Annotated in this window: 23 protein-coding genes, 4 tRNA genes, 3 rRNA genes and 1 riboswitch; of the genes, 8 read left to right on the top strand and 22 right to left on the bottom strand. The window is 54.2% G+C overall.

The features are described from left to right. Positions 1–2: 2 nt before the first annotated feature. From ilvD to ilvL, 5 genes are all read right to left on the bottom strand, one after another. Positions 3–1,853 carry a dihydroxy-acid dehydratase gene (gene ilvD, locus ACVV26_RS21280; RefSeq protein WP_474799233.1) on the bottom strand — a complete coding sequence of 617 codons (1,851 nt, stop codon included), beginning with the start codon at positions 1,851–1,853 and terminating at the stop codon, positions 3–5. A 60-nt stretch (positions 1,854–1,913) separates the two neighbouring features. Next, positions 1,914–2,843, bottom strand: coding sequence for a branched-chain amino acid transaminase (locus tag ACVV26_RS21285; protein ID WP_125295429.1), 930 nt, complete (start codon positions 2,841–2,843; stop codon positions 1,914–1,916). 16 nt (positions 2,844–2,859) lie between these two features. Next, positions 2,860–3,129, bottom strand: coding sequence for an acetolactate synthase 2 small subunit (ilvM, locus tag ACVV26_RS21290; RefSeq protein ID WP_312984599.1), 270 nt, complete (start codon positions 3,127–3,129; stop codon positions 2,860–2,862). After that, positions 3,126–4,772 carry an acetolactate synthase 2 catalytic subunit gene (gene ilvG / locus ACVV26_RS21295; protein WP_474799234.1) on the bottom strand — a complete coding sequence of 549 codons (1,647 nt, stop codon included), beginning with the start codon at positions 4,770–4,772 and terminating at the stop codon, positions 3,126–3,128. Before ilvG ends, ilvM begins: the two co-directional genes overlap by 4 nt. 139 nt (positions 4,773–4,911) lie before the next feature. Beyond that, positions 4,912–5,010, bottom strand: a complete 99-nt coding sequence (gene ilvL / locus ACVV26_RS21300) for an ilv operon leader peptide (protein ID WP_474799236.1) — start codon at positions 5,008–5,010, stop codon at positions 4,912–4,914. A gap of 335 nt (positions 5,011–5,345) precedes the next feature. Here ilvL and ACVV26_RS21305 point away from each other — a divergent pair, with 335 nt between their 5' ends. After that, positions 5,346–6,866 carry a YifB family Mg chelatase-like AAA ATPase gene (locus tag ACVV26_RS21305; protein WP_474799237.1) on the top strand — a complete coding sequence of 507 codons (1,521 nt, stop codon included), beginning with the start codon at positions 5,346–5,348 and terminating at the stop codon, positions 6,864–6,866. Positions 6,867–6,891: 25 nt separating this feature from the next. On the opposite strand, the gene ACVV26_RS21310 is transcribed toward ACVV26_RS21305, so the two are convergent. Further along, positions 6,892–7,230 (bottom strand): MaoP family protein, encoded by a 339-nt coding sequence (locus tag ACVV26_RS21310; RefSeq protein WP_312984603.1) that lies wholly within the window; start codon positions 7,228–7,230, stop codon positions 6,892–6,894. A gap of 89 nt (positions 7,231–7,319) precedes the next feature. Between ACVV26_RS21310 and hdfR the strand changes: the two genes are divergently transcribed. Continuing rightward, positions 7,320–8,171 (top strand): HTH-type transcriptional regulator HdfR, encoded by an 852-nt coding sequence (hdfR, locus tag ACVV26_RS21315; protein WP_474801951.1) that lies wholly within the window; start codon positions 7,320–7,322, stop codon positions 8,169–8,171. A gap of 72 nt (positions 8,172–8,243) precedes the next feature. Here the strand turns inward: hdfR and ACVV26_RS21320 are convergent. From ACVV26_RS21320 to btuB, 9 genes are all read right to left on the bottom strand, one after another. Then, positions 8,244–8,319: transfer RNA gene (locus ACVV26_RS21320), tRNA-Trp, on the bottom strand. Between the two features lie 53 nt (positions 8,320–8,372). Next, positions 8,373–8,449 (bottom strand) — tRNA-Asp (locus tag ACVV26_RS21325). Between the two features lie 54 nt (positions 8,450–8,503). Beyond that, positions 8,504–8,619: ribosomal RNA gene (rrf, locus tag ACVV26_RS21330) — 5S ribosomal RNA — on the bottom strand. Between the two features lie 112 nt (positions 8,620–8,731). After that, positions 8,732–11,640 (bottom strand): 23S ribosomal RNA (locus tag ACVV26_RS21335). A 197-nt stretch (positions 11,641–11,837) separates the two neighbouring features. After that, positions 11,838–11,913: transfer RNA gene (locus ACVV26_RS21340), tRNA-Ala, on the bottom strand. Between the two features lie 107 nt (positions 11,914–12,020). Then, positions 12,021–12,097: transfer RNA gene (locus tag ACVV26_RS21345), tRNA-Ile, on the bottom strand. Between the two features lie 70 nt (positions 12,098–12,167). Beyond that, a 16S ribosomal RNA gene (locus ACVV26_RS21350) occupies positions 12,168–13,709 on the bottom strand. Together the 16S, 23S and 5S rRNA genes with 4 tRNA genes alongside form the textbook arrangement of a ribosomal RNA operon. 382 nt (positions 13,710–14,091) lie before the next feature. Then, positions 14,092–14,943: a glutamate racemase gene (murI, locus tag ACVV26_RS21355; protein ID WP_474799239.1), complete on the bottom strand. Its 852-nt coding sequence runs from the start codon at positions 14,941–14,943 to the stop codon at positions 14,092–14,094. Next, complete coding sequence (gene btuB / locus ACVV26_RS21360) at positions 14,888–16,729, bottom strand: TonB-dependent vitamin B12 receptor BtuB (protein ID WP_474801954.1); 1,842 nt, start codon at positions 16,727–16,729, stop codon at positions 14,888–14,890. The genes murI and btuB overlap by 56 nt, the downstream gene beginning before the upstream one ends. Before the next feature lie 68 nt (positions 16,730–16,797). Then, positions 16,798–16,982: riboswitch (cobalamin riboswitch) on the bottom strand. 113 nt (positions 16,983–17,095) lie between these two features. Between btuB and trmA the strand changes: the two genes are divergently transcribed. The 3 genes from trmA to ACVV26_RS21375 all read left to right on the top strand — a co-directional run bounded on the left by trmA (position 17,096) and on the right by ACVV26_RS21375 (position 19,484). Next, complete coding sequence (gene trmA, locus ACVV26_RS21365) at positions 17,096–18,202, top strand: tRNA (uridine(54)-C5)-methyltransferase TrmA (protein ID WP_474801957.1); 1,107 nt, start codon at positions 17,096–17,098, stop codon at positions 18,200–18,202. 159 nt (positions 18,203–18,361) lie between these two features. Beyond that, on the top strand, positions 18,362–18,571 hold the full coding sequence (locus ACVV26_RS21370) for a hypothetical protein (RefSeq protein WP_313050880.1): 210 nt from the start codon (positions 18,362–18,364) through the stop codon (positions 18,569–18,571). Then, complete coding sequence (locus ACVV26_RS21375) at positions 18,564–19,484, top strand: hypothetical protein (RefSeq protein ID WP_474799241.1); 921 nt, start codon at positions 18,564–18,566, stop codon at positions 19,482–19,484. The genes ACVV26_RS21370 and ACVV26_RS21375 overlap by 8 nt, the downstream gene beginning before the upstream one ends. A gap of 227 nt (positions 19,485–19,711) precedes the next feature. On the opposite strand, the gene ACVV26_RS21380 is transcribed toward ACVV26_RS21375, so the two are convergent. From ACVV26_RS21380 to ACVV26_RS21400, 5 genes are read right to left on the bottom strand one after another with little or no spacing between them, the layout of a single operon-like run. Continuing rightward, a complete protein-coding gene (locus ACVV26_RS21380) occupies positions 19,712–22,513 on the bottom strand; it encodes a lytic transglycosylase domain-containing protein (RefSeq protein WP_474799243.1) in 2,802 nt (933 codons plus the stop codon). Between the two features lie 6 nt (positions 22,514–22,519). Beyond that, positions 22,520–22,846, bottom strand: a complete 327-nt coding sequence (locus ACVV26_RS21385; protein WP_474799245.1) for a hypothetical protein — start codon at positions 22,844–22,846, stop codon at positions 22,520–22,522. 25 nt (positions 22,847–22,871) lie between these two features. Then, the gene (locus tag ACVV26_RS21390; RefSeq protein WP_474799246.1) at positions 22,872–23,033 is read right to left on the bottom strand and encodes a hypothetical protein; all 162 of its coding nucleotides are present in this window, start codon (positions 23,031–23,033) and stop codon (positions 22,872–22,874) included. A gap of 10 nt (positions 23,034–23,043) precedes the next feature. Then, positions 23,044–23,322 carry a DUF5681 domain-containing protein gene (locus ACVV26_RS21395; protein ID WP_474799247.1) on the bottom strand — a complete coding sequence of 93 codons (279 nt, stop codon included), beginning with the start codon at positions 23,320–23,322 and terminating at the stop codon, positions 23,044–23,046. Between the two features lie 15 nt (positions 23,323–23,337). Continuing rightward, the gene (locus tag ACVV26_RS21400; RefSeq protein WP_474799249.1) at positions 23,338–24,138 is read right to left on the bottom strand and encodes a hypothetical protein; all 801 of its coding nucleotides are present in this window, start codon (positions 24,136–24,138) and stop codon (positions 23,338–23,340) included. A 95-nt stretch (positions 24,139–24,233) separates the two neighbouring features. Here ACVV26_RS21400 and ACVV26_RS21405 point away from each other — a divergent pair, with 95 nt between their 5' ends. The 3 genes from ACVV26_RS21405 to ACVV26_RS21415 all read left to right on the top strand — a co-directional run bounded on the left by ACVV26_RS21405 (position 24,234) and on the right by ACVV26_RS21415 (position 25,394). Next, the gene (locus tag ACVV26_RS21405; protein WP_474799250.1) at positions 24,234–24,563 is read left to right on the top strand and encodes a hypothetical protein; all 330 of its coding nucleotides are present in this window, start codon (positions 24,234–24,236) and stop codon (positions 24,561–24,563) included. Positions 24,564–24,590: 27 nt separating this feature from the next. Then, the gene (locus ACVV26_RS21410) at positions 24,591–24,833 is read left to right on the top strand and encodes a hypothetical protein (protein WP_474799252.1); all 243 of its coding nucleotides are present in this window, start codon (positions 24,591–24,593) and stop codon (positions 24,831–24,833) included. Between the two features lie 264 nt (positions 24,834–25,097). Continuing rightward, positions 25,098–25,394: a hypothetical protein gene (locus ACVV26_RS21415; RefSeq protein ID WP_474799254.1), complete on the top strand. Its 297-nt coding sequence runs from the start codon at positions 25,098–25,100 to the stop codon at positions 25,392–25,394. On the opposite strand, the gene ACVV26_RS21420 is transcribed toward ACVV26_RS21415, so the two are convergent. Continuing rightward, complete coding sequence (locus ACVV26_RS21420) at positions 25,378–25,947, bottom strand: recombinase family protein (RefSeq protein WP_474799256.1); 570 nt, start codon at positions 25,945–25,947, stop codon at positions 25,378–25,380. The two genes, ACVV26_RS21415 and ACVV26_RS21420, sit on opposite strands and share 17 nt — an antisense overlap. A 412-nt stretch (positions 25,948–26,359) precedes the next feature. Continuing rightward, positions 26,360–26,992 carry a hypothetical protein gene (locus tag ACVV26_RS21425; RefSeq protein ID WP_474799257.1) on the bottom strand — a complete coding sequence of 211 codons (633 nt, stop codon included), beginning with the start codon at positions 26,990–26,992 and terminating at the stop codon, positions 26,360–26,362. Between the last annotated feature and the right edge of the window lie 2 nt (positions 26,993–26,994).

Raw genomic sequence — 26,994 nt, forward strand, 5'->3', positions numbered from 1 at the left:
GATTAACCCCCAAGTTTCGATTTATCGCGCACCGCGCCTTTATCCGCACTGGTGGCCAGGCTTGCGTAGGCACGCAGGGCGAAGGAAACCTGACGTTCGCGGTTACGCGGCGTCCAGGCCTGCTCGCCACGCGCTTCCTGCGCTTCACGACGGGCAGCCAGATCGCGATCGCTGACCTGCAACTGAATATCGCGATTCGGGATGTCGATGGCAATCAGATCGCCGTCTTCAATCAGGCCGATCGCGCCGCCGCTTGCCGCTTCCGGGGAAACGTGGCCGATGGACAGGCCGGAAGTACCGCCGGAGAAACGTCCATCGGTGATCAGCGCGCAGGCTTTGCCAAGACCCATGGATTTCAGGAAGGTGGTCGGATAGAGCATCTCCTGCATACCCGGTCCGCCTTTCGGCCCTTCGTAACGGATAACCACCACGTCGCCCGCCACCACTTTGCCGCCAAGAATGGCTTCTACCGCGTCGTCCTGGCTTTCATAGACTTTTGCCGGGCCGGTGAATTTGAGAATGCTGTCGTCCACGCCTGCGGTTTTCACGATGCAGCCATTTTCAGCAAAGTTGCCGTACAGCACCGCCAGACCGCCGTCCTGGCTGTAGGCATGCTCCAGCGAACGGATACAGCCACCCTGGCGGTCATCATCCAGCGAATCCCAACGGCAGGACTGAGAAAACGCCTGCGTGGTGCGGATACCCGCCGGGCCTGCGGAGAACATACTTTTCACCGCATCGTCTTTGGTCAGCATGATGTCGTAACGATCGAGCGTTTCCGGGAGGGTTAACCCCAGCACGTTATACACGTCGCGATTCAACAAGTTTGCGCGATCGAGTTCGCCCAGGATCCCCAGCACGCCGCCTGCGCGGTGCACATCTTCCATATGGTATTTCTGGGTGCTTGGCGCAACCTTACACAGCTGCGGCACCTGGCGCGATAGCTTATCGATATCGCTCATGGTGAAATCAATTTCGGCTTCCTGCGCCGCCGCCAACAGGTGCAATACCGTGTTGGTCGAGCCGCCCATGGCAATATCCAGCGTCATGGCGTTTTCAAACGCGGCTTTGCTGGCGATATTGCGCGGCAGCGCGCGGGCATCGTCCTGCTCGTAATAGCGTTTAGTTAACTCAACAATGCGTTTACCGGCGTTCAGGAACAGCTCTTTACGATCGGAGTGGGTCGCCAGCAGCGAGCCGTTGCCCGGCTGCGACAGGCCCAGCGCTTCGGTCAGGCAGTTCATGGAGTTAGCGGTGAACATCCCGGAGCAGGAGCCACAGGTCGGGCACGCCGAGCGTTCAACCTGATCGCTTTGTTCGTTGCTGACTGTCGGGTCCGCGCCCTGGATCATGGCGTCAACCAGGTCCAGTTTGATGATTTTGTCAGAAAGCTTGGTTTTGCCTGCTTCCATTGGCCCGCCTGAAACGAAGATCACCGGAATATTCAGGCGCAGCGAGGCCATCAACATTCCTGGGGTGATTTTGTCGCAGTTGGAAATGCACACCATGGCATCGGCGCAGTGGGCATTCACCATGTACTCCACCGAGTCGGCAATCAGTTCGCGGGACGGCAGTGAATAAAGCATGCCGCCGTGGCCCATGGCGATGCCATCATCCACAGCAATGGTATTAAACTCTTTTGCTACGCCGCCTGAGGCCTCGATTTGCTCGGCAACCAGTTTGCCCAAATCACGCAGATGCACATGGCCCGGCACGAACTGGGTAAAAGAGTTCACCACCGCGATAATCGGCTTGCCGAAGTCGGCGTCGGTCATGCCGGTGGCGCGCCATAATGCGCGGGCACCCGCCATATTACGGCCATGGGTGGTGGTGGCGGAACGGTACTTAGGCATGCTTTAGTTACTCCCATCTGTATCTGTTAAATGGGACGGTGCGAGCCGTCCCATTTTTAATTATGAATTTACCTGATCCAACCAGCCCCATTTATCCTCGGTTTCACCGGTGAAAAGGCCAAAGAATGCTTGCTGAATACGTTTGGTGACTGGGCCACAGCGGCCTTCGCCGACCTGGATGCCGTCCACGCTGCGCACCGGGGTGATTTCAGCGGCGGTACCGGACATAAAGACTTCATCGGCAAGGTACAGCGATTCGCGGGACAGCACCTGCTCGCGCACTTCGATACCCAGATCTTGTGCCAGCTTGATAATCGCATCACGGGTGATACCCGGCAGCGCCGAAGAGGTGAACGGCGGAGTGAACAGAATGCCGTCTTTTACTTCAAACAGGTTTTCACCTGCGCCTTCGGAGATATAACCGTTCACATCCAGTGCGATACCTTCCTGATAACCGTGGCGGCGCGCTTCGCTGCCAACCAGCAGGGAGGAAAGATAGTTGCCGCCCGCTTTCGCGGCGGTCGGGATGGTGTTCGGCGCAACGCGGTTCCAGGAAGAAACCATGGCGTCGATGCCCTGCTCCAGCGCTTCGGCACCCAGGTATGCGCCCCACGGGAACGCGGCGATAATCACATCGGTGGTGTATCCCGGAGGCGGGTTCACGCCCATACCGACATCGCCGACAAAGACCAGCGGACGAATGTAAGCGCTCACCAGATTGTTTTTACGGATCACCTGACGGCACGCTTCCATCAGCTCGTCCACGCTCTGCGTGACCGGAAAGCGATAGATTTTTGCGGAGTCACGCAGGCGTTGCATGTGCTCGCGATGACGAAAAACCACCGGGCCTTTATGGGAGTCGTAGCAACGGATGCCTTCAAAGACTGACGTACCATAGTGCAGCGCATGAGACATCACGTGAACCTTCGCCTCGCCCCACGGAACCATCTCACCGTTGAACCAGATATAATCAGCTTTCTTCGTCGTCATTTTTCTTCCTTTGCGCTTATGCGCGAATTTGTTGTGATAATGAGTGATGTGTTTCTTGCTGGATCTCGACATAAGCGACATCGACCAGCTTACTAAGCTGACTAAACAGTAATTCGACAGGGCGAAGGCTGGCAACGGTCAATTCAATATTTATATTTTCGGCGTTGCTTGCCGTCGCCATGTTCATTGAGCAGATTTCAAAACCGCGATGGCGAACCACACGGAGCACGCGCTCCAGCGTCTCTGGACGAAAACGCGCCTGTACCGCCAGTTGATGTTGCATCATGATAATTTCTCCAGCATTTGTGAGTTACTGGCACCCGGTGGTACCAGCGGCCAGACGTTTTCCAGTTCATCGATTGAGACGTGAAGCAGATACGGCCCTTCGCTCGTCAACATTTCGTTAAGCGCGGCTTCTACCTGGTCTTTGCGGGTAATGTGCTGGCCAGGGATGCCAAAGGCGCGGGCCAGCATTAAAAAATCAGGGTTATCGGTCAGGGTGGTTTCACTGTAGCGCTCGGCGAAGAACAACTGCTGCCACTGGCGAACCATGCCTAAACGCTGGTTGTCCAGTAACACGATTTTTAACGGCAGCTGCTTTCGCTTCACCGTGCCCAGCTCCTGGACGTTCATCATGAATGAACCGTCACCGGACACGCAGATCACCATATCGTCAGGACGCGCCACCTGCGCGCCGACCGCTGCCGGCAAGCCAAATCCCATCGTACCCAAACCACTTGAGGTGATGAAGTTTTCCGGGCGGCTGAAGGACATATGCTGTGCGGCCCACATCTGGTGCTGACCGACGTCGGTGGTCACTACGCAATCGTGCGGTTTACGCTCGGAGAGCTGTTTTAACAGCAGCGGCGCATAGATGGCCTCGCCGGGATGGTCGTAACGCCAGGCGTGTTCGGCACGCAATGCGCTAACTTCTTCGCGCCAGGCATCGATGGCTAACGGTTTTTGTAAAGCAGGCAGTAAGTGATTCAGGGAACCTTGCAAGGCGACATGTGCCTGACGCAGTTTGTTCATCTCTGCCGGATCGATATCCATATGGATCACTTTCGCGTGCGGCGCGAAGGTGTTCAGTTTGCCGGTCACGCGGTCATCGAAGCGCGCGCCCACGGCGATCAGCAGGTCGCACTCCTGCACCGCCAGGTTGGCGGCTTTGGTGCCGTGCATGCCCAGCATCCCTACATAGCCCGGATAATCGGCTGGTACTGTGCCGAGGCCTTTCAGCGTGACGGTGGCGGGCATCGCGGTGACGGCTAAAAATTCACGTAACGCAGGAACGGCCTGCGCCATCCCAACACCGCCGCCCACATAGACCATCGGCTTTTTCGCCTGGTTCAGCATGGCGCGAGCCTGTTCCAGCTCGGCATAGGGTATCTCAAAGGTGTCTTCTACTGCCGCCAGGCAAGGCTCGAGATCGCCGCTGGCAATTTGAACGTCTTTGGGGATATCAACCAGAACCGGACCAGGGCGGCCTGAATTCGCAACTTCAAACGCTTCGGCGATGATGCCTGGCAATTCTTCTAAGGATTCAACAAGGAAGCTGTGCTTGGTACATGCCAGTGAAAGACCCAGCACATCCACCTCCTGAAACGCGTCGGTGCCAATCAGCGGGGAAGCAACCTGCCCGGTGATGGCGACAACGGGAACGGAATCCAGTAACGCATCCGCTAAGCCGGTGATCAAGTTAGTGGCACCAGGGCCAGAGGTGGCGATGCAAACGCCTGTTTTACCGGTCGAACGCGCATAGCCGATAGCGGCCATGGCGGCACCTTGCTCGTGGCGGCACAGTAAATGCTCGACGCCTCCGTCATATAACGCATCGTACACGGGCATTATCGCACCACCTGGGTAGCCGAAAACCGTGTCCACTCCCTGAGCCCGCAAAGCATGTACCACCCACTGAGCACCATTCATAGTTAATCTTCCGTCACAGAATGAGGCAAACAGGATTTTATGCTAGAACACATCATTCACCTCTCATCACCATTCTTTAGCTAATAAAAAACCCCCGGACCTTTCGGTGCGGGGGTTCTCGTTGATTCAGGCTTGATTTTTAAGCCTTTCTTCCTCCAAGTGCAGCCCCGCACGGTGGGATAATAATCACCACCACGCTAATCACGACTAGGCTAATCACTCGTAGAAGGGCTGTCATTTTGGTTATTTCTTACATCGTAATCGAAGGAATACCTAAAGAGTTACCATAGAGCGGGAACAACATACAACAAATTTTTACAGTTGGCGTTTTTGATTTCGGATGAAATACTCAAGAAGCTGCTGTTTTTTAACGTTAAAATTCGAAATGGTTTTTTTTCAGGAATAACGCAGTTCTCACGGTTTTTGGCTCACTTTTAGTTTTGCGGCTTCTCTTCCGGTTCCCATGTCAAATATGAAAACTGCATACAAAGCCTGGAATGACGCTCGTAAATTCATCAAACACTGTTTTTTCTGTCGCGAGCAAACTGACAAAATCTCCTCACTGGAGGAGTTATGTCGCTATCGGTCATCTATACACGTGCAGCGTTAGGCGTCACCGCCCCGCTGGTGACAGTTGAAGTTCATATCAGCCAGGGCTTACCCGGGCTCACTATTGTTGGGCTACCTGAAACCACCGTGAAGGAGGCCAGAGATCGCGTTCGTAGCGCTTTGATCAACAGCGGGTACACCTTCCCGGCACGCAAAATCACCATTAACCTGGCACCGGCGGATTTACCTAAGCAAGGAGGGAGATATGATTTGCCTATCGCTGTGGCGCTGCTGGCGGCGTCTGAGCAGCTTACTGCCCAAAATCTGGAGTGTTACGAGTTTGTTGGTGAGCTCGCGCTTACAGGCGCTCTGAGAGGCGTTCCCGGTGCAATCTGCGCCGCAATGGAAGCATTACGCTGCGGGAGAAAGATCGTCGTCTCTAAAGACAATTCGCAGGAGGTAGGGCTAATTCAGGAAGAAGGCTGTCTCATTGCCCAGCATTTACAGCAGGTGTGCGCTTTTCTTGAGAGCAAAGCTGAACTGGAGCCGCCCTGTAGAGAACCTCTTGCGGTACCGGTAATAACAGGCGATCTCAATGAGGTAGTGGGTCAGCAGCAGGGAAAGCGTGCGCTGGAAATTACGGCAGCGGGCGGCCATAACTTGCTGTTTATCGGGCCGCCCGGTACGGGCAAAACCATGTTAGCCAGTCGGCTTAATGGGTTACTGCCGATATTAAGCGATCGGGAGGCGCTGGAGAGCGCAGCAATCCATAGCCTGGTTAACCCGTTGACGATCTATCAACAGTGGCGTCAGCGCCCCTTTCGGGCTCCTCATCACAGCGCGTCATTAACAGCGATGGTTGGCGGCGGCGCTATTCCCTTACCCGGCGAAATTTCACTGGCCCATAATGGCGTGCTTTTTCTGGATGAATTACCGGAGTTTGAGCGACGCGTGCTGGATGCGCTGAGAGAACCGATTGAGTCCGGCATTATCCATATCTCGCGGACTCGCGCTAAAGTCAGCTATCCGGCACGCTTTCAACTCATTGCTGCCATGAACCCCAGCCCAACGGGGCATTATCAGGGCAACCATAATCGCTGTACGCCGGAACAAACCTTACGCTATCTGGGACGGCTCTCCGGGCCGTTTCTCGACCGGTTTGATATGTCGCTGGAAATCCCGCTGCCTCAGCCAGGCATGTTAAGCCAACGGAATTTATCGACAGAAAGCAGCGCTGTGGTACGTGCAAGGGTACAACGTGTTCAGGAACGACAATATGAACGCCAGGGTAAGTTGAATGCACAACTGGATAACCCTGACATCAACGCTTTTTGCGAATTATCCAGTGAGGACGCGGTCTGGATGGAAGAGATCTTAACCGCGCTGGGCCTTTCAACTCGCGCGTGGTTCAGGTTATTAAGAGTAGCCAGGACGATTGCGGATATGGCTGGGTCAGAACGGATATTCCGCGAGCACATTATGGAAGCATTGTCCTATCGCGCTATCGACAGGATGCTGGTGCATCTGCAAAAGATGCTGGCGTAAAAAAGGGGCTTATCGCCCCTATTTTTTAATCATCGCTCTCAGTGTAGTCTTCCACGCCTTCCATCTGCGGCTTGCCGCCTGACAGGGTATGGAAACGTTTTGGGCGCTTGATACGCGTCATGTACTTACTCCACACACGCTCAGCTTCCGTTACAGGCTCGCGCTCTCCCCGGCAAACTGCGACGAACTGTTTCTCTTCGTCGTTTGTGGGTTCGCGTTTTCCTAAATCCAGTTCATTGAACGCATAGCCACAACGTTCTAACAACTGCGCTTCTTTGATCGTGAAATCACCATGGCGAGAGAACCCGCGCGGATAATATTTATTGTCGAAAAATCGATTAGTCGTCGTAAAGCTTTCCGCCATCCTACACGCTCCTAATTCTCTTGGCCGAGCTATTTATGGCGCGGAGTATTAGTTACGCTTGACAGAGCGTCAAACAAAACATTTAAATCATAACGACAAAAAATTTTGCGGAGAGAGATGTGGATACTGACTTGCTTAAAACCTTCCTTGAAGTCAGCAGAACTCGCCATTTTGGGCGTGCTGCGGAAGCGCTTTACCTGACGCAATCAGCAGTTAGCTTTCGTATCCGTCAGTTAGAGAACCAGTTGGGCGTGAATCTTTTTACCCGCCATCGTAACAACATCCGGCTGACCACAGCGGGTGAAAAATTACTGCCCTATGCTGAGAATTTGATGAGCACCTGGCAGGCGGCAAAGAAAGAAGTCGCGCACACTACCCGGCATAACGAATTGTCGATCGGAGCCAGCGCCTCGTTATGGGAATGCGTGCTGACAGACTGGCTGATGCGCCTGTACGGGACTTACAGCAATCTTCAGTTTGAGGCCCGCATCGCGCAACGTCAGTCGCTGGTCAAACAGTTGCATGAACGCCAACTGGATCTGCTCATTACCACCGAAGCGCCGAAAATGGATGAGTTTTCCAGCCAGCTGCTGGGGCATTTCGCGCTGGCCCTTTTTGCTTCAGCACCCGACAAAAAACGCGCTGAATTGAGTTACCTACGATTGGAATGGGGGCCTGACTTTCAACAGCACGAGACAGGTCTTATCAGCCAGGATGATATTCCCTTTCTGACCACCAGTTCCGCTGAAATTACCCGTCAAATGCTACCACAACTGAACGGTTGCACCTGGTTGCCTACCGCATGGGCGGCGGATAAAAGCGATCTTTTTATGGTGGCTGATTCCGCCACGCTCTCCCGCCCGCTTTATGCGATCTGGCTGCAGAATAGCGATAAGCAACAATGGATTAAAGAATTGCTGAAAGCGCCAATCATTATCTGATTGGCTGAAAGGTTATCTATAAGGAAGGAAAAAAAGCAAAAAAAATCCTTAGCCGAAGCTAAGGATTATTACTGGCAGGGGCGGAGAGACTCGAACTCGCGACACCCGGTTTTGGAGACCGGTGCTCTACCAACTGAGCTACGCCCCTATATTTTTTATCATTAAGCCTGCTAAGTTAGCAGGCTTAATTTTTTTAATAAGTGGCGGAACGGACGGGACTCGAACCCGCGACCCCCTGCGTGACAGGCAGGTATTCTAACCGACTGAACTACCGCTCCACCGAATTTTTCCACAACACCGGTTTATTGCCCCGGTTTACTGCTTAATTTGATGCCTGGCAGTTCCCTACTCTCGCATGGGGAGACCCCACACTACCATCGGCGCTACGGCGTTTCACTTCTGAGTTCGGCATGGGGTCAGGTGGGACCACCGCGCTCTTGCCGCCAGGCAAATTCTGTTCACCTGCCGCACTGGTTATTTCTCACAGGGCCGCAGGCATTAATCCGGTTAAGCTGAAAATCTCTCTCAATCACCCAGCACCAAAACCACTCTGGCGTTGTAAGGTTAAGCCTCACGGCTCATTAGTACCGGTTAGCTCAACGCATCGCTGCGCTTACACACCCGGCCTATCAACGTCGTCGTCTTCAACGTTCCTTCAGGAGACTTAAAGTCTCAGGGAGAACTCATCTCGGGGCAAGTTTCGTGCTTAGATGCTTTCAGCACTTATCTCTTCCGCATGTAGCTACCGGGCAGTGCCATTGGCATGACAACCCGAACACCAGTGATGCGTCCACTCCGGTCCTCTCGTACTAGGAGCAGCCCCCCTCAATTCTCCAGCGCCCACGGCAGATAGGGACCGAACTGTCTCACGACGTTCTAAACCCAGCTCGCGTACCACTTTAAATGGCGAACAGCCATACCCTTGGGACCTACTTCAGCCCCAGGATGTGATGAGCCGACATCGAGGTGCCAAACACCGCCGTCGATATGAACTCTTGGGCGGTATCAGCCTGTTATCCCCGGAGTACCTTTTATCCGTTGAGCGATGGCCCTTCCATTCAGAACCACCGGATCACTATGACCTGCTTTCGCACCTGCTCGCGCCGTCACGCTCGCAGTCAAGCTGGCTTATGCCATTGCACTAACCTCCTGATGTCCGACCAGGATTAGCCAACCTTCGTGCTCCTCCGTTACGCTTTAGGAGGAGACCGCCCCAGTCAAACTACCCACCAGACACTGTCCGCAACCCGGATCACGGGTCCACGTTAGAACACCAGCCATTAAAGGGTGGTATTTCAAGGATGGCTCCACGCAGACTGGCGTCCACGCTTCAAAGCCTCCCACCTATCCTGCACATCAAGGACCAGTGTTCAGTGTCAAGCTATAGTAAAGGTTCACGGGGTCTTTCCGTCTTGCCGCGGGTACACTGCATCTTCACAGCGATTTCAATTTCACTGAGTCTCGGGTGGAGACAGCCTGGCCATCATTACGCCATTCGTGCAGGTCGGAACTTACCCGACAAGGAATTTCGCTACCTTAGGACCGTTATAGTTACGGCCGCCGTTTACCGGGGCTTCGATCAGGAGCTTCTCCTCGCGGATAACCCCATCAATTAACCTTCCGGCACCGGGCAGGCGTCACACCGTATACGTCCACTTTCGTGTTTGCACAGTGCTGTGTTTTTAATAAACAGTTGCAGCCAGCTGGTATCTTCGACTGGCTTCAGCTCCACGGGTAAACCGCTTCACCTACATGCCAGCGTGCCTTCTCCCGAAGTTACGGCACCATTTTGCCTAGTTCCTTCACCCGAGTTCTCTCAAGCGCCTTGGTATTCTCTACCTGACCACCTGTGTCGGTTTGGGGTACGATTTCGTGTTACCTGATGCTTAGAGGCTTTTCCTGGAAGCAGGGCATTTGTCACTTCAGCACCGTGGTGCCTCGTCATCACGCCTCAGTGTTAACAGCATTCCGGATTTACCTGGAACACCCACCTACACGCTTAAACCGGGACAACCGTCGCCCGGCCAACATAGCCTTCTCCGTCCCCCCTTCGCAGTAACACCAAGTACAGGAATATTAACCTGTTTCCCATCGACTACGCCTTTCGGCCTCGCCTTAGGGGTCGACTCACCCTGCCCCGATTAACGTTGGACAGGAACCCTTGGTCTTCCGGCGAGCGGGCTTTTCACCCGCTTTATCGTTACTTATGTCAGCATTCGCACTTCTGATACCTCCAGCAGACCTCACAGTCCACCTTCAACGGCTTACAGAACGCTCCCCTACCCAACAACGCATAAGCGTCGCTGCCGCAGCTTCGGTGCATGGTTTAGCCCCGTTACATCTTCCGCGCAGGCCGACTCGACCAGTGAGCTATTACGCTTTCTTTAAATGATGGCTGCTTCTAAGCCAACATCCTGGCTGTCTGGGCCTTCCCACATCGTTTCCCACTTAACCATGACTTTGGGACCTTAGCTGGCGGTCTGGGTTGTTTCCCTCTTCACGACGGACGTTAGCACCCGCCGTGTGTCTCCCGTGATAACATTCTGTGGTATTCGTAGTTTGCATCGGGTTGGTAAGCCGGGATGGCCCCCTAGCCGAAACAGTGCTCTACCCCCACAGATGAATTCACGAGGCGCTACCTAAATAGCTTTCGGGGAGAACCAGCTATCTCCCGGTTTGATTGGCCTTTCACCCCCAGCCACAGGTCATCCGCTAATTTTTCAACATTAGTCGGTTCGGTCCTCCAGTTAGTGTTACCCAACCTTCAACCTGCCCATGGCTAGATCACCGGGTTTCGGGTCTATACCCTGCAACTTAACGCCCAGTTAAGACTCGGTTTCCCTGCGGCTCCCCTATACGGTTAACCTTGCTACAGAATATAAGTCGCTGACCCATTATACAAAAGGTACGCAGTCACCCCATAAATGAGGCTCCCACTGCTTGTACGTACACGGTTTCAGGTTCTTTTTCACTCCCCTCGCCGGGGTTCTTTTCGCCTTTCCCTCACGGTACTGGTTCACTATCGGTCAGTCAGGAGTATTTAGCCTTGGAGGATGGTCCCCCCGTATTCAGACAGGATGTCACGTGTCCCGCCCTACTCATCGAGTTCACAGCACATGCGCTTTTGTGTACGGGACTATCACCCTGTACCGTCGGACTTTCCAGACCGTTCCACTAACACACATGCTGATTCAGACTCTGGGCTGCTCCCCGTTCGCTCGCCGCTACTGGGGGAATCTCGGTTGATTTCTTTTCCTCGGGGTACTTAGATGTTTCAGTTCCCCCGGTTCGCCTCGTTAACCTATGTATTCAGTTAACGATAGTGCAACGAATTGCACTGGGTTTCCCCATTCGGACATCGTCGGTTATAGCGGTTCATATCACCTTACCGACGCTTTTCGCAGATTAGCACGTCCTTCATCGCCTCTGACTGCCAGGGCATCCACCGTGTACGCTTGGTCGCTTAACCTCACAACCCGGAGCAGTTTCTGCTTCGTGCTGCAAGTGTTTGAGAGACTCTGGCATGGCATCGTCATTCCTTATTACGGAGAAATGCGACGGCATGCCGTTTCAATTTTCAGCTTGTTCCGGATTGTTAAAGAGCAAAACTTCGCAGTGGACCTTTTCAGGACCACTCTGAAGTTTTCTGGTATCTTGCAGTAAAGATGGTGGAGCTATGCGGGATCGAACCGCAGACCTCCTGCGTGCAAAGCAGGCGCTCTCCCAGCTGAGCTATAGCCCCATCGTAGTGAAATCCCGTCAACCGCAATTTTTCCTGAGACAAGGCGCGCAAGGACGAAGCACAGTGAACTGTGCGGGTCATTTCGCAACGCAGTGTCAGGGAAAATTTGGTAGGCCTGAGTGGACTTGAACCACCGACCTCACCCTTATCAGGGGTGCGCTCTAACCACCTGAGCTACAAGCCTGCAGAGATTTTTACTGCTCGTTTTCTATCAGACAATCTGTGTGAGCACTGCGCGGGCTGTATCTTTAAGGTAAGGAGGTGATCCAACCGCAGGTTCCCCTACGGTTACCTTGTTACGACTTCACCCCAGTCATGAATCACAAAGTGGTAAGCGCCCTCCCGGAGGTTAAGCTACCTACTTCTTTTGCAACCCACTCCCATGGTGTGACGGGCGGTGTGTACAAGGCCCGGGAACGTATTCACCGTGGCATTCTGATCCACGATTACTAGCGATTCCGACTTCATGGAGTCGAGTTGCAGACTCCAATCCGGACTACGACGCACTTTATGAGGTCCGCTTGCTCTCGCGAGGTCGCTTCTCTTTGTATGCGCCATTGTAGCACGTGTGTAGCCCTGGTCGTAAGGGCCATGATGACTTGACGTCATCCCCACCTTCCTCCAGTTTATCACTGGCAGTCTCCTTTGAGTTCCCGGCCGGACCGCTGGCAACAAAGGATAAGGGTTGCGCTCGTTGCGGGACTTAACCCAACATTTCACAACACGAGCTGACGACAGCCATGCAGCACCTGTCTCACAGTTCCCGAAGGCACTTCCGCATCTCTGCAGAATTCTGTGGATGTCAAGACCAGGTAAGGTTCTTCGCGTTGCATCGAATTAAACCACATGCTCCACCGCTTGTGCGGGCCCCCGTCAATTCATTTGAGTTTTAACCTTGCGGCCGTACTCCCCAGGCGGTCGACTTAACGCGTTAGCTCCGGAAGCCACGCCTCAAGGGCACAACCTCCAAGTCGACATCGTTTACGGCGTGGACTACCAGGGTATCTAATCCTGTTTGCTCCCCACGCTTTCGCACCTGAGCGTCAGTCTTTGTCCAGGGGGCCGCCTTCGCCACCGGTATTCCTCCAGATCTCTACGCATTTCACCGCTACACCTGGAATTCTACCCCCCTCTACAAGACTCAAGCCTGCCAGTTTCGGATGCAGTTCCCAGGTTGAGCCCGGGGATTTCACATCCGACTTGACAGACCGCCTGCGTGCGCTTTACGCCCAGTAATTCCGATTAACGCTTGCACCCTCCGTATTACCGCGGCTGCTGGCACGGAGTTAGCCGGTGCTTCTTCTGCGGGTAACGTCAATGAAAGTGGTTATTAACCACTCTCCCTTCCTCCCCGCTGAAAGTACTTTACAACCCGAAGGCCTTCTTCATACACGCGGCATGGCTGCATCAGGCTTGCGCCCATTGTGCAATATTCCCCACTGCTGCCTCCCGTAGGAGTCTGGACCGTGTCTCAGTTCCAGTGTGGCTGGTCATCCTCTCAGACCAGCTAGGGATCGTCGCCTAGGTGAGCCGTTACCCCACCTACTAGCTAATCCCATCTGGGTTCATCTGATGGCAAGAGGCCCGAAGGTCCCCCTCTTTGGTCTTGCGACGTTATGCGGTATTAGCTACCGTTTCCAGTAGTTATCCCCCTCCATCAGGCAGATCCCCAGACATTACTCACCCGTCCGCCACTCGTCAGCAAAGCAGCAAGCTGCTTCCTGTTACCGTTCGACTTGCATGTGTTAGGCCTGCCGCCAGCGTTCAATCTGAGCCATGATCAAACTCTTCAATTTAAAAGTTTGATGCTCGTGAATTAAACTTCGTAATGAATTACGTGTTCACTCAGAGACTTGATAATTCTATGTGCATCCGAAGATGCTGAGATATCAATCCTGCGAGTGCCCACACAGATTGTCTGATAAATTGTTAAAGAGCAGTTGCGACGCGGCTTTCAGCTCACTGTCGCGAGGTGGCGTATATTACGCTTTCCTCTTTCAGAGTCAAGCGTTTAATTTCGCTATTCCCTGCCCAACTCCCCGGAGGGACTTCGCTGACCGGCCGGCTCATTCGCCGTTGTTCCGTGTCAGTGGAGGCGCATTATAGGGACTTCTCTGACGGTGACAAGCCCTGTTTTCAAAAAATAAATCAACCGTCTCTTTTTTACCCAAATTGTCTTTAAAGTGGCAGTTTTTCGAGCTTTGCGAAGCCGTAGCGTTGCAGAACGGGTACTAATTGCGCAGTTTCCGGGCTGAGCGCCATGCAGTACGCCACATTTTCATCACGCGATTTTGCATCGGGCGCTTCATGCTCAAGCAGCCAGGCGGTCCGTCTGGCGATTGCCGCACCGGAATCCACCAGCCGGGTGCCATCCGGCAGTACGCTGAGCAGTTCATCCTGCAATAAAGGGAAATGGGTGCAACCCAGCACAACCGTATCCGGCGGTTCCGGCATCCGCAGCCACGGCTTGAGGATACGACGCAGCTCATCGAGAGAAACCGGATGGCCATGCAGCTTCGCCTCGGCCAGTTCCACCAGCTCCGCCGATCCCAGCATTTCAATCCGGCATTCATTAGCAAAGCGGGAAATCAGCTCATGGGTATAAGGACGGCGCACCGTCGCGCGGGTCGCCAGTAGCCCCACCACGCCATTCGCCGTTAAGCGCGCCGCAGGTTTAATCGCGGGAACCACGCCCACTACCGGGAACTCGAATTTTTCGCGCAGGGCGGGAAGGGAAACCGTGCTTGCGGTATTACAGGCAATAATGGCAATCGCCAGGGGATAACGCTGTTGAACCGCAGTGACAATTTCTACCACGCGCTCAACGATAAATTCTTCGGTCTTTTCGCCGTACGGGAACGCGACATTATCGAACGCGTAGATGTAATGCAGATCCGGCAGCAATTGCCGGATCTCATCATAGACAGACAGCCCACCGACACCAGAGTCAAAGACCAGTACGGTGGGACGTGCATCAGAAGGTGTAGCTGCCTGACAAGGTGTATTCTCGTCCAGCAGTTTGGTAGCCATAAGCCGTCTCGTAATCTTTATCCAACAGATTACCTATTTTACCACGAACTGTGAGGTGAGACGTTACCGGATATGATGCGGAAATATCGACAGTGCTATAGCTCGGCAATACCCGCTGCTCAGGGTTATAGGTTGACGAGCGGTTATCATAGCGGCGGCCAAAATACTGCCATGCGATATCCATATCCACATCGAACATCGTCCAGTCAAGCTGATACTTCGCCTGGCGTTTGGCGCGGCGCGGCAGCACCTCATCGGTTTCGTCGTCACGCGGGTCGATGTACTGCAACGTTACGCGGTGAGAAAAGATGCCGGTATCCACATTACCTGTCCATTCCACACCCTTAATGGTGGCAGAGTTGATGTTGTAATATGCCGTCTGGCTGTAAGTCACCAGGTTATCGATCTCATAGCGATACGCGGAGAGGCGCCAGTCCACCGGGCCGGTCAGGCCTTCAAGCCCGGCTTCCCACTGTTTTGACTCTTCCGGTTTGAGATTCGGGTTGGAGGCGATACCAAAACGCTCCGCGCCGTACTGCTGTCCCAGCGACGGCGCCAGGAAGCCGGTGCCGTAAGAGACGGTCACGCGATAATCATCAACAAATTCCCAGCCCGCGGCAGTTTGCCAGGTTCCGTGCCAGCCAAATTCGTCGTCATGATCTTCACGACCGGACGCTTCCAGCGTCACATCGCCAAACTGCTGCTGACCGGTCAGATACAGGCCAGTGTTTTCGCGTTTATACACGTCACGCGCATAGTTGTCTGAGGAGGTCAGCCGTTCCTGCTTCCAGTCAACGCCTGCGCTAACTGAACCGTGGCCGACGATAACGTTATTGCCCCACTGGATATAACGCTGTTCCATATCGTCCAGCGTCGTTCCGTCGTTATAGCGGCCATAAACGCTGCTGTAGTTATAATCTTTGCTCTTCTGATAATTGGCGATCAGCTGAGAAGAATAGATGCCGGAGTTAAAGCGCAAGCCAGTATCCCAGTTCTGGCTATACAGCTGGCGCTCATCGCCACCCGCCTCATAGCCGTAGTTACCCTGGTCGTAATCGATATTATTGGTAAAGCTGTAGCCACGGAAGAAGCCGTCAAAATTGTCGTTGAATTTGTGTTGCAGGCCACCCCAGAAGGTTTTGTTGCGGTAGCCGTCGCGATCGTCATCCCCCGCCCATGAAGAGTCCGGCTGAACGTTAAACCCTTTGGTGCTGGTATAGGCGCCAGCGACCGTCGCGACCGTATCGCCAAAATGCTGACGCAGCGCCCCATCATAGGTCTGGTAGCTGTTAGATCCCACGCTGGCGTTAATCTGCGATTTCTCATCCCCGGTTTGGGTAATGATGTTTACCACGCCGCCAATCGCGCCGGAGCCATACACCGCCGAACGCGGGCCGCGAATAAACTCGATACGCTGCACTAATGAAAGCGGAAGTTGATTCAGTTCAGGATCGTTAGAAATACCGGAACGCGCCACTGGCACGCCATCGATCAACATCAGCAGTTGTTTGGCTTCAGTACCGCGCACATATACGGATGCGGATTGCCCCAGGCCGCCGTTCTGGGCGATATCCACGCCAGGAAGACGGCGCAGGACATCCACCACCGTGCGCGCCTGCCATTTATCGATCTCTGCGCGAGTCACCACATCGGTGGGAGCCAGTACGGTATTGACAGGCTGTTGGAAACGGTTGGCGGTCACCACCAGGGTGTCGGCACTGCTTTGCGCCCAGACGGAAAACGCCGTAACGGAAAGGCCCGTCAGCAGCGCGAGTTTTTTTATCATCATTATATAAAGCATCCAGCTAATAAAAGGATGCCGCACCCACGACCGATAGCACGCGATGATCGTGATAATTGCGACGTATTCCGGCAGGTCTTCGGGCTTGGAGGCGTTGTCTGGACGAAGACTTCCCACTTTATTAAGCAGTGTCTGCACGAATGCGTTCGTCCCACCTGTCTTTACCGCTGCGCGTCAGCTCCAGATTTTCACTGGATTCCCTATCTTATCTTTTCGAACCGGAACGCGAATGCTACCTGCATCGCCATATGGATGTCCAGACTTCCATGCGTAAACCGCTATACAGGGCTGGACATCACGGCTGCAATCCCTACAATCCCCTGCGTAAATTTTTATCACCAGGAACGCATGATGACGCCAGAGCACCTCCCCACCGAACAGTACGACGCGCAACTGGCCGAGAAGGTAGTCCGTCTGCAGGAAATGATGAGGCCGTTTGACGCCCCTGCACCGGAGGTGTTCCGCTCGCCGCTCAGCCATTACCGGATGCGCGCCGAGTTCCGCATCTGGCACGACGGCGATGACCTGTACCACATCATTTTCGATCAGCAGACTAAACAGCGTATCCGGGTGGACAGTTTCCCCGCCGCCAGCGAGCTGATTAACGCCCTGATGAGCGCAATGATCGACGGCGTACGCAATAACCCAGTGCTGCGCCATAAGCTGTTCCAGATTGATTATCTCTCTACTCACAGCGATCAAGCTGTGGTGTCGCTGCTGTATCATAAAAAGCTTGATGAAACGTGGCAGACGCAGGCCGCCGAGCTGCGTGACGCGCTGCGTGCCAGAAATCTCAACGTGCATCTGATTGGCCGCGCCACCAAAACCAAAATCGCGCTCGACCAGGATTACATCGACGAGCGTCTGGTGGTTGACGGCAAAGAGATGATTTATCGCCAGGTGGAAAACAGCTTTACCCAGCCGAACGCCGCCATGAACGTGCAAATGCTGGAGTGGGCGCTGGATGTCACCCGTGGTTCCCGTGGCGATTTGCTGGAGCTGTACTGCGGTAACGGTAACTTTTCGCTGGCGCTGGCGCGCAATTTCCGACGCGTACTGGCCACAGAAATCGCCAAGCCGTCGGTGGCTGCAGCACAGTACAACATTGCCGCCAACCATATCGACAACGTGCAGATCATCCGCATGGCGGCGGAAGAATTTACTCAGGCGATGAACGGCGTACGGGAGTTTAATCGTCTTCAGGGGATCGATTTAAAAAGCTACCAGTGTGAAACGATCTTCGTCGATCCGCCGCGCAGCGGGCTGGATGACGAGACGGTGAAAATGGTGCAGGCTTACCCGCGTATTCTGTACATCTCCTGCAACCCGCAGACGCTGTGCCAGAACCTGGAAACCTTGTCGCACACCCATAGCGTTGAGCGGCTGGCGCTGTTCGACCAGTTCCCCTATACCCACCATATGGAATGTGGAGTTCTTTTAACCATTAAAAATCAATAAGTAAAAATCAAAATAACCATCAAAATCCCCCATATGGTACACGTATGGGGCATTTTATTTTTTAATGCTTACCCGAATCATTGCGGGTTACATTTCCTGCCACACAATGTCGTCGTGACCATACGCTGGATACATTCGTGACCATACAGGAATGTATTCATGCCAATATCAGCACGAGAAAGACAGCAAAAACACCGCACCAGCCTCCGTGAAAACGGCAACCTTCGTACCTCTGTAACCCTCACTAAGAACGCGCTCGCGGTTCTGAGAAAGATCACCGCAGAACACAGCGTAACCCAGAGTGAAGCTATTGAGCTTGGTCTATTGGTAGCAACTAAGTGGCTTGCTGAGAGCAAGAAGAATGCGTGACCATACAAATATCATCCTCCAATCAGACCGTGATCATACGGCAGGCATCGATTTTGTAGAAAAATTTCCTGACCTGATGCCTGGAAAACTATTCTTCGAGTGCGAGCGCCTTTGCGCCCTCATTACCAGGGAAACCTGCCACCAGAATTTCACCGCAGCGCACGAGAAGGTCACGGATGAAACCCCGCTGCGCCTGATGAAGTGCCGCAGTTGCCAGGCCGGTCGGGCACTGCATACGGACGAAGACGCTCATCCGACATGGCAGGATGTACGCTCCAGCAATGAGTGCGTGCGCTGCGGCCGCCGCGATCTTCGCATCGTATCTGCTACAGGAACCTGCGTAAGCTGCTGGAACAGGCGCCGGGAAACAGAGCGGGGCTTCAATGCGCGCGGTAAGCCACAGGAAACTCCGATTGACCTGCACCCACGTCGCGTTGGGCTGATCGATGCAGAAGGAAATCCGACCTGGCGGCGGTTTGATGCCTGGCACGCTGGTGAGGCAATATCACGGGCGATCCGCCAGGTAGATAGTGCCAAATTCCACGATAAGCAGCCGGGTAAATCAATCTGGAATCAACGCGTCAGGAGATTTCAATACCGCTGCGATAAGCATCAGGGCGAGTTTGGCTCGCTGGTGGAGTTCCACAGAGACGATGGCACTATCCAGTACGTTTGTCCGGTCTGTAAGCCAAGACGCGCTAAAGGATTGCCGGAGGCTCATGTATGCAGCGCAACCAGCTTGTCATCGCCAGAGTTTGTGCGGGAGTCCATGGAGCAGACGAATATCGCCATTCACCTCACGGAACAGTTCGCGCCGACCGCACATATTTGCGACCGCTGCCAGCATTACGCCATTGAGGCGCGCCTGCGGAACGGCAGGACAGAAACTCGCTGCCCGATGTGCGACGGTTAATCATCACTGGCCCCGGCTGAGTCAACCGGGGCTCTCTCCTTGCGCGGCTCAATCACCAGCGCGTCCCCGCGGCGATAAACGACCACATCGTCCGTATCGAGCTTCAACTCTTCGGGGATGTTTACGACCTGATCCCCATCGATACGTAGTAACGGCACCCACTTTTCATCTTGGCCTCCTGTACGATGTCCATATAGCAAAAAGCCCTCAAAGGGGCTTTCTCCTGGTCAGGATAATCCATGTGGTTTCGGCGCGGATACAGTTGTCTTCAGTGGCGGCGCTGGTTCCAGAAGGCGGCGCAGATCTCCGGCCATCGCCAGATTCACATTCACCTCGCCCGTGAGGGGACCATACTGAGCTGCGGATGACGACGACTGGCGGCGGTACTGTTCATCGCTTGGCACTTGGGCTGGTATTCTGTCAGGAATCTGAGCATTCGTGCGGTGATAATTGCGAATGTATTGCTGCGTCTCTCTTGGGGCATAGCGAAACCAGTCGGAGCCGTGTTTCTTGAGGGCAGCATCGACACGGCCCGGCCCCCAGTTGTATGCGGCAAGCGCCTGATCAATGTTACCGTATCGGGAATACATTGCGTCGATATAGTCCTTACCAACTCGCTCCATCTCCTCCGGGGTGTTATTACGGGCCGGGGCAACACCGAAACCGGGATCGCGCAGTGTGCCAGGCATCGTTTGCATGCGGCCCATTGCCCCCGCAGAGGAAGTAATAATATTACCGGCACGGTCATAGTGCTGGCCTCCCGACTCGATTTGCGCCACGGCCTCGTGATTTATCGGACTCTCGCCAGGACGGCGTTCAGATGAAGCACTCGTCGCCTCGTAGCGCCTTATAGTTTCCTGACGCTCGCTCTCCTGATCCTGCCTGAAGCGCTGCTTTTCGCCTTCCAGTTCCGCGTCGCGTTTCCGAACGAGCTCGTCATAGCGGGCGTTACTTTCCTCCTGGAGCTTTCGCGAGCGCTCCAGCGATGCCGGGTCAGTCGGGTCGCCAGCCATACGGGCATCCATGAGGCGCTGACCCTCTTCGCGTAGCAGATTATCGTACTTCCCTTTAATCGCGCCAACACGGTCATCGTGGTCAGACTCGATGGCCTTCATTCGCAGAGAGGCTGCACTGCCGCCACCCTGTTTCCCGGCCAGAAACAGCAAGGCTGCACGCGAGTCATTCAACAATGGTAGTGACTTGCTTGCGAAATCCTGAAGGCGATTGGCGACGCCGGTGATGGTATCACGCGTCTTGCTGCCCTCGGTTTCAGCCTGCCCCTTTTGTGCCGCCAGTTCGGTGAGGATGTCTTTTAGCTCTTCGGAATTGCCGCCAGCCATCGCATTACGCAGGCGGTCAGATTCCTCACCGCTCAGCGCACCTTTACCTGTACGGGACAGAAAGCTCTCACCAATTTTGTTCAGATCGGTGCCAGACGAGTTGATGTGGGCAATATCGGCGATACCATCCGCACTCAGATCCTTCATATCGAACCCGATGCGCCCCATCCGCCGCTGAATATCACCCATCTCATTAGGCTTAATACTCAACAGGGCCATTGCTTGGTTCATACCGACACCAAGGTGGTTTGCCGTTGCCATCGCCTGCATTCCCGGATTGCGGTATTTCTCCCGAATAACCCCAAGCGTCTCCTGCAGGAACGTTCTATTACCACCCGGCCCTTTAATGCCAAAGCGGGCAGCCATACTACCGGTGCCGAACATGCTATCGTTGGTGGCAAAAGCGCCGCCCTCTTTCATGATAGCAGTCTGGATTGGGTCAAGACCCATACGGTTGCCAACCATGGAAGTGAAAAACTGGCTGGCTTCTCCCCTTGCCCCGCCCTGAGCAAGGGTCGAATTGATTCGGGATATCAACGCGGCTGAGCCAGCTACATCCAGTCCAGGAATGCCAGAACCAGACATCGCTGAGAGTTGTCCGGAGTAACCTGCCAGATTCAGAACGCCCAGTGACTGGCGGGTCTGCGCCGTCGCAAAGCCTGCGATCGCTTCCATTACCTCATCAGCTTTTGCGAACGCATCGGATTTGGCGATGGTCTCGCCGATAATCAGACCAACGCGTCGGCTGTCCTCGGCGCTATTGGTGAGACGCATGCCACGTAACTGTCCAAATAACCCGACCCCAGCCGTAGGATCGACACCAAATCCTCGAGATAATCCGCCGGCGTTTACGAGCTCCTCCGGCAGATCCCCGGCGCGAGCACCAGAGAGGTTGCCGAGTCTGGACATGCTCTCAGCAAGCGGCGTCGCGTCGTTGTAGTTTAGCCCCAGTCTCTCAGCAGCAGAGCGAACGCCGTTTCTGGTTGACAGGTATCCCAACCCGCCACCAAGGCGACGCATGAGCTGGTCGCTGGCGATTGCTTCGGTTTGTGCATCGCTAATCTTGTCAGCAATCGCACCCACCAGTTTACCAACGCCAAGCGCAGCCATCCCACCGACCAGCCCCATGAGGCCAGCTCCGAAGCCGGAAACCATTCCGGTGCCGACCGCCTGCGAGGCTATGCCGCCCACCGGGCCTGCTGCATTCAGACCTGACTGGAGGATGCGTGTTCCCTGTTGCGCCCACGGATTAGCACCATCGACCCCAGCAGAGCCGCCTGGAGGGTTACGGTTAACCGGAGGAGGAGGTGGTGGTGTACTGGGACGGCGAACTGCGCTGGCATCTTCGAACGAGGCGCCAAGGAAAACCAGCGCCTCTTGCTGGCGCTTTAGACGTGTCGCCTCATTCAGGTACATGTTGCTCCAGTTCGCCATGAACGGATTGGCGCTCCCCTGGCCCGACTTCTGCATTCTGGTGCGCAGCTCGCCCTGAATCTTCAGCAGCTTTTCGCTTTGCTGGACGAAGTACTTCAGATCTTCCTTGGTCTTCAGGGTGACAGGCTCAAACTTCTGCCCGTTCGCCTTGGCAATCGTGTCGCCCATTTGCTTGATACGAGCGTTAATTGCCGTAATTTGTTTGTTCAGCTCGGAGCCGTCAAACTCCGCACTGATAGGAATCTTAATCGACATAGTGTCTTACCCCCGAACCTTCGTCGGAAGCACCAGGCGGCGCGGATTGCGCAGAGATTTAGCCATCAGTTCCGGGCGGCGTTTGGTGCGGCGCAGGAAATTGCTCACAGAACCATTGAGCGACTTCATCATTCCATCGCACTCGTCGCTGGCGAGTTTCTGCAGCTCGGCGGCGATCGCGTCAATTTCTGCTATCTCATCAGCGGATAACCCGGAGGTATCGCGCTTTTTGGAGAGATAACTTAAGCGCGTCTCAGCGCGCTCACGGCTGGCTGCCTGTCCATTCAGGCTAATCAGGCGGTCTTCGATGGTGCCAAGGTCTTGAGTATTCATGTTATTAGTCTCTGTGATTAAAAATTCAGGGTTTCTTGCTGTTACGAATTACGACGCGCTTGCCCGGTTCTGGCTGCTTCTCGCCCGGCATAGGGGCGATGGTCAGCTCCTTAAGCATTTCCGGGTTTTCAGCTTTCAGCCGGTGCAGCTCGGTCAGTGCGGGAATGGTTTTTACGAGAATTTCCATGATTTCCGCCTCAGTGGACGCCGCCGAGGGCGGTGTATTTGATTGCGTGGAGCTCGGCTTCGGCCTGGATGTTGCGGGTGCGCAGGCATTCGGTGAGGTATGCCAGCGACTGCGCCAGCACCTGGTTGTCGGTCATCCCCACGGTGAGGCCACGTTCCACCAGTGCCGGTGCGTCGCGCTCAATAGCCTCAAGCAGCTTCTGCTCCGGGGTTTTGCGTGGACGGCGGCCGTTTGGGTTCCCCTCATGACCAGGGGCGAACCGCCCCTGTGCGTTACGTTTCTCACTCATCTCCTGGCTCCTTGATCAGTACGGCGTGCCGTAAGTGATGGCGCGCAGCTCCGGGGAGGCGCGGAACATGGTATGTTTGTTACGTTCACCGACAGCGAACCCAGCCGCGACCATTTCAGCGTGAGCAGCCAGGAAGGCACGTTCCAGCTCCTGAAGTCGGGCTTGTTTCGCGAGGTACACACTGCGAGACTGAGCCTTCGCCAGTTCTGCCTCTGCGTCGGCAACCGTGCGGCGTGAAGTGTTCGGGCGGAATCGCTCAGCATTACGGTGCGCATCAGCCACCAGCTCTTTCAGCGAAGAGATATCTTCCGCCAGAAGCGCTACTTCTGCGGCATCACCGGGTTTTTCGTCGCCGGTTACGCGGCGGGCGAGGATCTCTTCACGGATGTGTTCCTTGTCGGTGAGTCGGCCTTTTAGGTTAAGGTACTTGGCGTTGTGCGACTGGTACGTAGCCTCTTCACGATTCAGGCGATCACGGACAGCGGCCAAACGGGCGGCAGCATTGGAAACGGCAGGATCGTTAATCACGGTGGGCATATCGACGCCTGCAACCACATCAGCGCCAGCGGCATCAATTACCGCATTGTGTGCTTTGCTGATTGCATTAGCGGACAGTTCGCTCAGGCGGTCCTGTTCGGCGCACTGCCGGGCGCGTTCTGCGCTGGCCTGTTCAGCCTGCGCTGCAGCCAGCTCGCGCTCAATTTCGATTACAGCGTTGCGGAACGGCGTTGTGTCGGCATCACCGCGCTCAAGTGCTGCTGTCAGATTTACCCGTGCGCCGGCGAGGCGGGATTCAATTTCTGAGATACTCTTCATTTGTTTATACCCTTGATGGTGCGTTAATGGTTCGTTGATGGCTTCATTGAACCGTCACGACCTGTCGGGCGGGTACTGGTTTAGCGGGAGATGCGATGGAATTTTCAAAGGCAGCGGCGGAGCTGGTGGACGCATACAGGCAGGTGCAAGACGCGGAACCACTGGTATTTACGCGCAGCGGCGCATACCGCCAGTTCATTGAGGCGGCGGAGCAGGCCGGATTTACCGGGCCAGATGTTGAAATGGATCCAGATTATTCCGATAGGTCGCCCGGATGGGTGACGCAGACCGATGAAGAGGCGTTGCGCAGATGGGTCAACACGCTATTGCGCAGTGACCGCTGGAACTGCGACTACCCCAATTCGGTATTGATGGCGTGCCGGTCAGGGTGTCTGGATGCGCTGATTGGCAGGTTAAGAGGCTAGTTCGCTACATTGGGTAAGGAGAGAGCAATGGAATTTGAAAACATCGAGCGCCGGTTCCAGAGATGGAAAGTGATCATGGTTCCCGGAGCGAAGTCATATGAGTCATGGGATGAGATGGTTACCGGAGAGAACTTCCCGGAGGAAGCCCGTCACAAATACAAAACGCACCGCACCAAGGCGATCGACCTCACGCTGAAAAACCCGGACTACATTCACACCATGTCCGAGAATGGGCTAACGGTAAGGTACCGCCTCGAACGCTGGCGATAACAGCTCATATTGCTGACACCTCTTTACTGTTTGTCGTCGCTTGTTTGACGAGGCTGACGCTGCACCGGTGGTTTACACCATGGTTAGGGCTGAGCAATGGAATTCAGAATTCCCAACCGCTTCCATGTACGCGTGCAGCCCGGCTGTTAGAGGTTGTTGGCTTTGAAAATAGAAAAAAATAAATCACACATATAGCCTAACAAGGTATATGCCATTACATTTTATATGGCTTTACATAATACTTAATAAAAAGAAGGGAAGAAAATGCGCGAATTTATTATATCAACCTATGAGAAATTGCTCTCTCTCGCAGTCGTTATCGCTGTTTTGGGCGGTTTCTTTACTGGTTACAACATCAACCCCTATAACACCAGCGTGTTCGCTGGCTTAATAGGCGCTGGTATTGGTTTCTTATGTTCAGTAACAGTGGTTGGTCTGCTATTCACTATCATAGCTATACGGGAAACCCTTGATACTCAACAGCAGGAATTAAGTCGAGTTAAGTCCATTCTAGAAGATATCGGCTATCAGTACCGACAGCATCTTAAAAAACAAGATTGACGGCTCGGCAGGCGCGTTTCACGCTGGCTGGTGAGATGCCGAATTGGGCGGCCGTAGCCTGGATGCTTGCGCCGTTCTCCCTACGCCATTGAGCGACAGCCGCATCGTCTATCGTCTTCTCTCGTCCCAGCGCCTTCCCTTCAGCCTTCGCCCTAGCGATCCCTGCCATCTGGCGGGCTTTGATGTTGGAGCGCTCCAGTTCTGCCACCGCCGCCAGCATCGTCAGCATAGCTTTACCCATTGGCGTGGACAGGTCGAACCCCTCACGCAGACTGATAATCGACACTCCCTTGCCGCGCAGCGCCTCTACGGTTTTGAGAACGTCGATAGTGTCGCGCCCAAGACGGTCAACGGCGGGAACCACCAGCACGTCACCCTTGCGTACATATTTGAAGAGATCGGAGAAGCCCGGGCGCTCCATCGCCTTCACAGCGCCAGACACACCTTCATCGGCAAACCATTCTTCAATCTTGTGGATTTGCTCGATGCTGTGTCGCTGCGCTTCTACGTTCTGTTCTCCCGTGCTCACCCTAACATAACCAACGACGGCCATAGTTCCCCCAACACATAGCTCAAAAAGTATGGTTCACAATATATGGTCTAGCTCAAATTTGAGCAACACATTTGAGCCATGTGGGGAAAATCAGGGGAGGCATAGCTCACAAGGTGTGCTTTTTGAGCCGATTATGTGAGCCGGTTGCATGAACGGGAACCAAGTGCAGTGCCAAAACGAGGCTATCATCTTCCACTGAAAGGATGTTGTATCTATTTGCGGGGAGTTTCCGCCAGGCACTGAGCTCGCACATCCGATTGCTGGATGCTGTAGCAGTAGCCGGGCTGGTGGTGAGCCTTCGCACAACACAAAGCGCGGTAATCAGGATTCGTAATGGTATAGCACCGACCAGCAGTAGAGTCTGCTAGCGCCGGAACTGTAAAGACGGCTATAAATAGCATCATGCCTTTACTCATTGTGCTTTCTCAGAATCCGCTCTAACTACATTCATAGTTCTTTCAATAGCAGAGCGGCAATGCTGATCAACCTCAGCAGGTTCGACCTTACCATCTTCCGCGATCTTAGTTCTTAGTTTTGCTGCCAGGGCATTTTCCTGCGGTGTCTTAGCTATTTCTTTCGCATGAAACATAATCGCGCAAGACCCGAATACAACAGCATCTTCAATCAGCCGCTCTGTTGAAAGTGGAGCGGCCTTGTCTGCACTCTTATCTAGAGACGTCTTATTCTGGTAGTACTTGTCCGCTGCAGCATCAAATTCAGACGTGAACTTAATATCATTCAGGTTAAGCGATGCCGTGAACTCATCACCACCAGAGAAAGTCCATAAATGAACAGGGATAAATCCATCCACTTCGCTGAACCAACATCCTCTTGCATGAGGGAAGGAACGCAAAAGTCTGGGATCATAAATATCGGCGAATGCTTCCTTGTGTCCCTTACATTCAGGATATGTGGAACCAGCATCAGTCAGTGTAATGGTCATAACATTAGAATCATTACGTTCCTGGCTAAAAGAACCGATATTCATTGCGAATAAAGGAAACGAAGCCCCTACCAAAACCAAATACGCAAGACGTGATGCCATGA

Source organism: Atlantibacter sp. MEI4A-1023 (genome assembly GCF_056155425.1).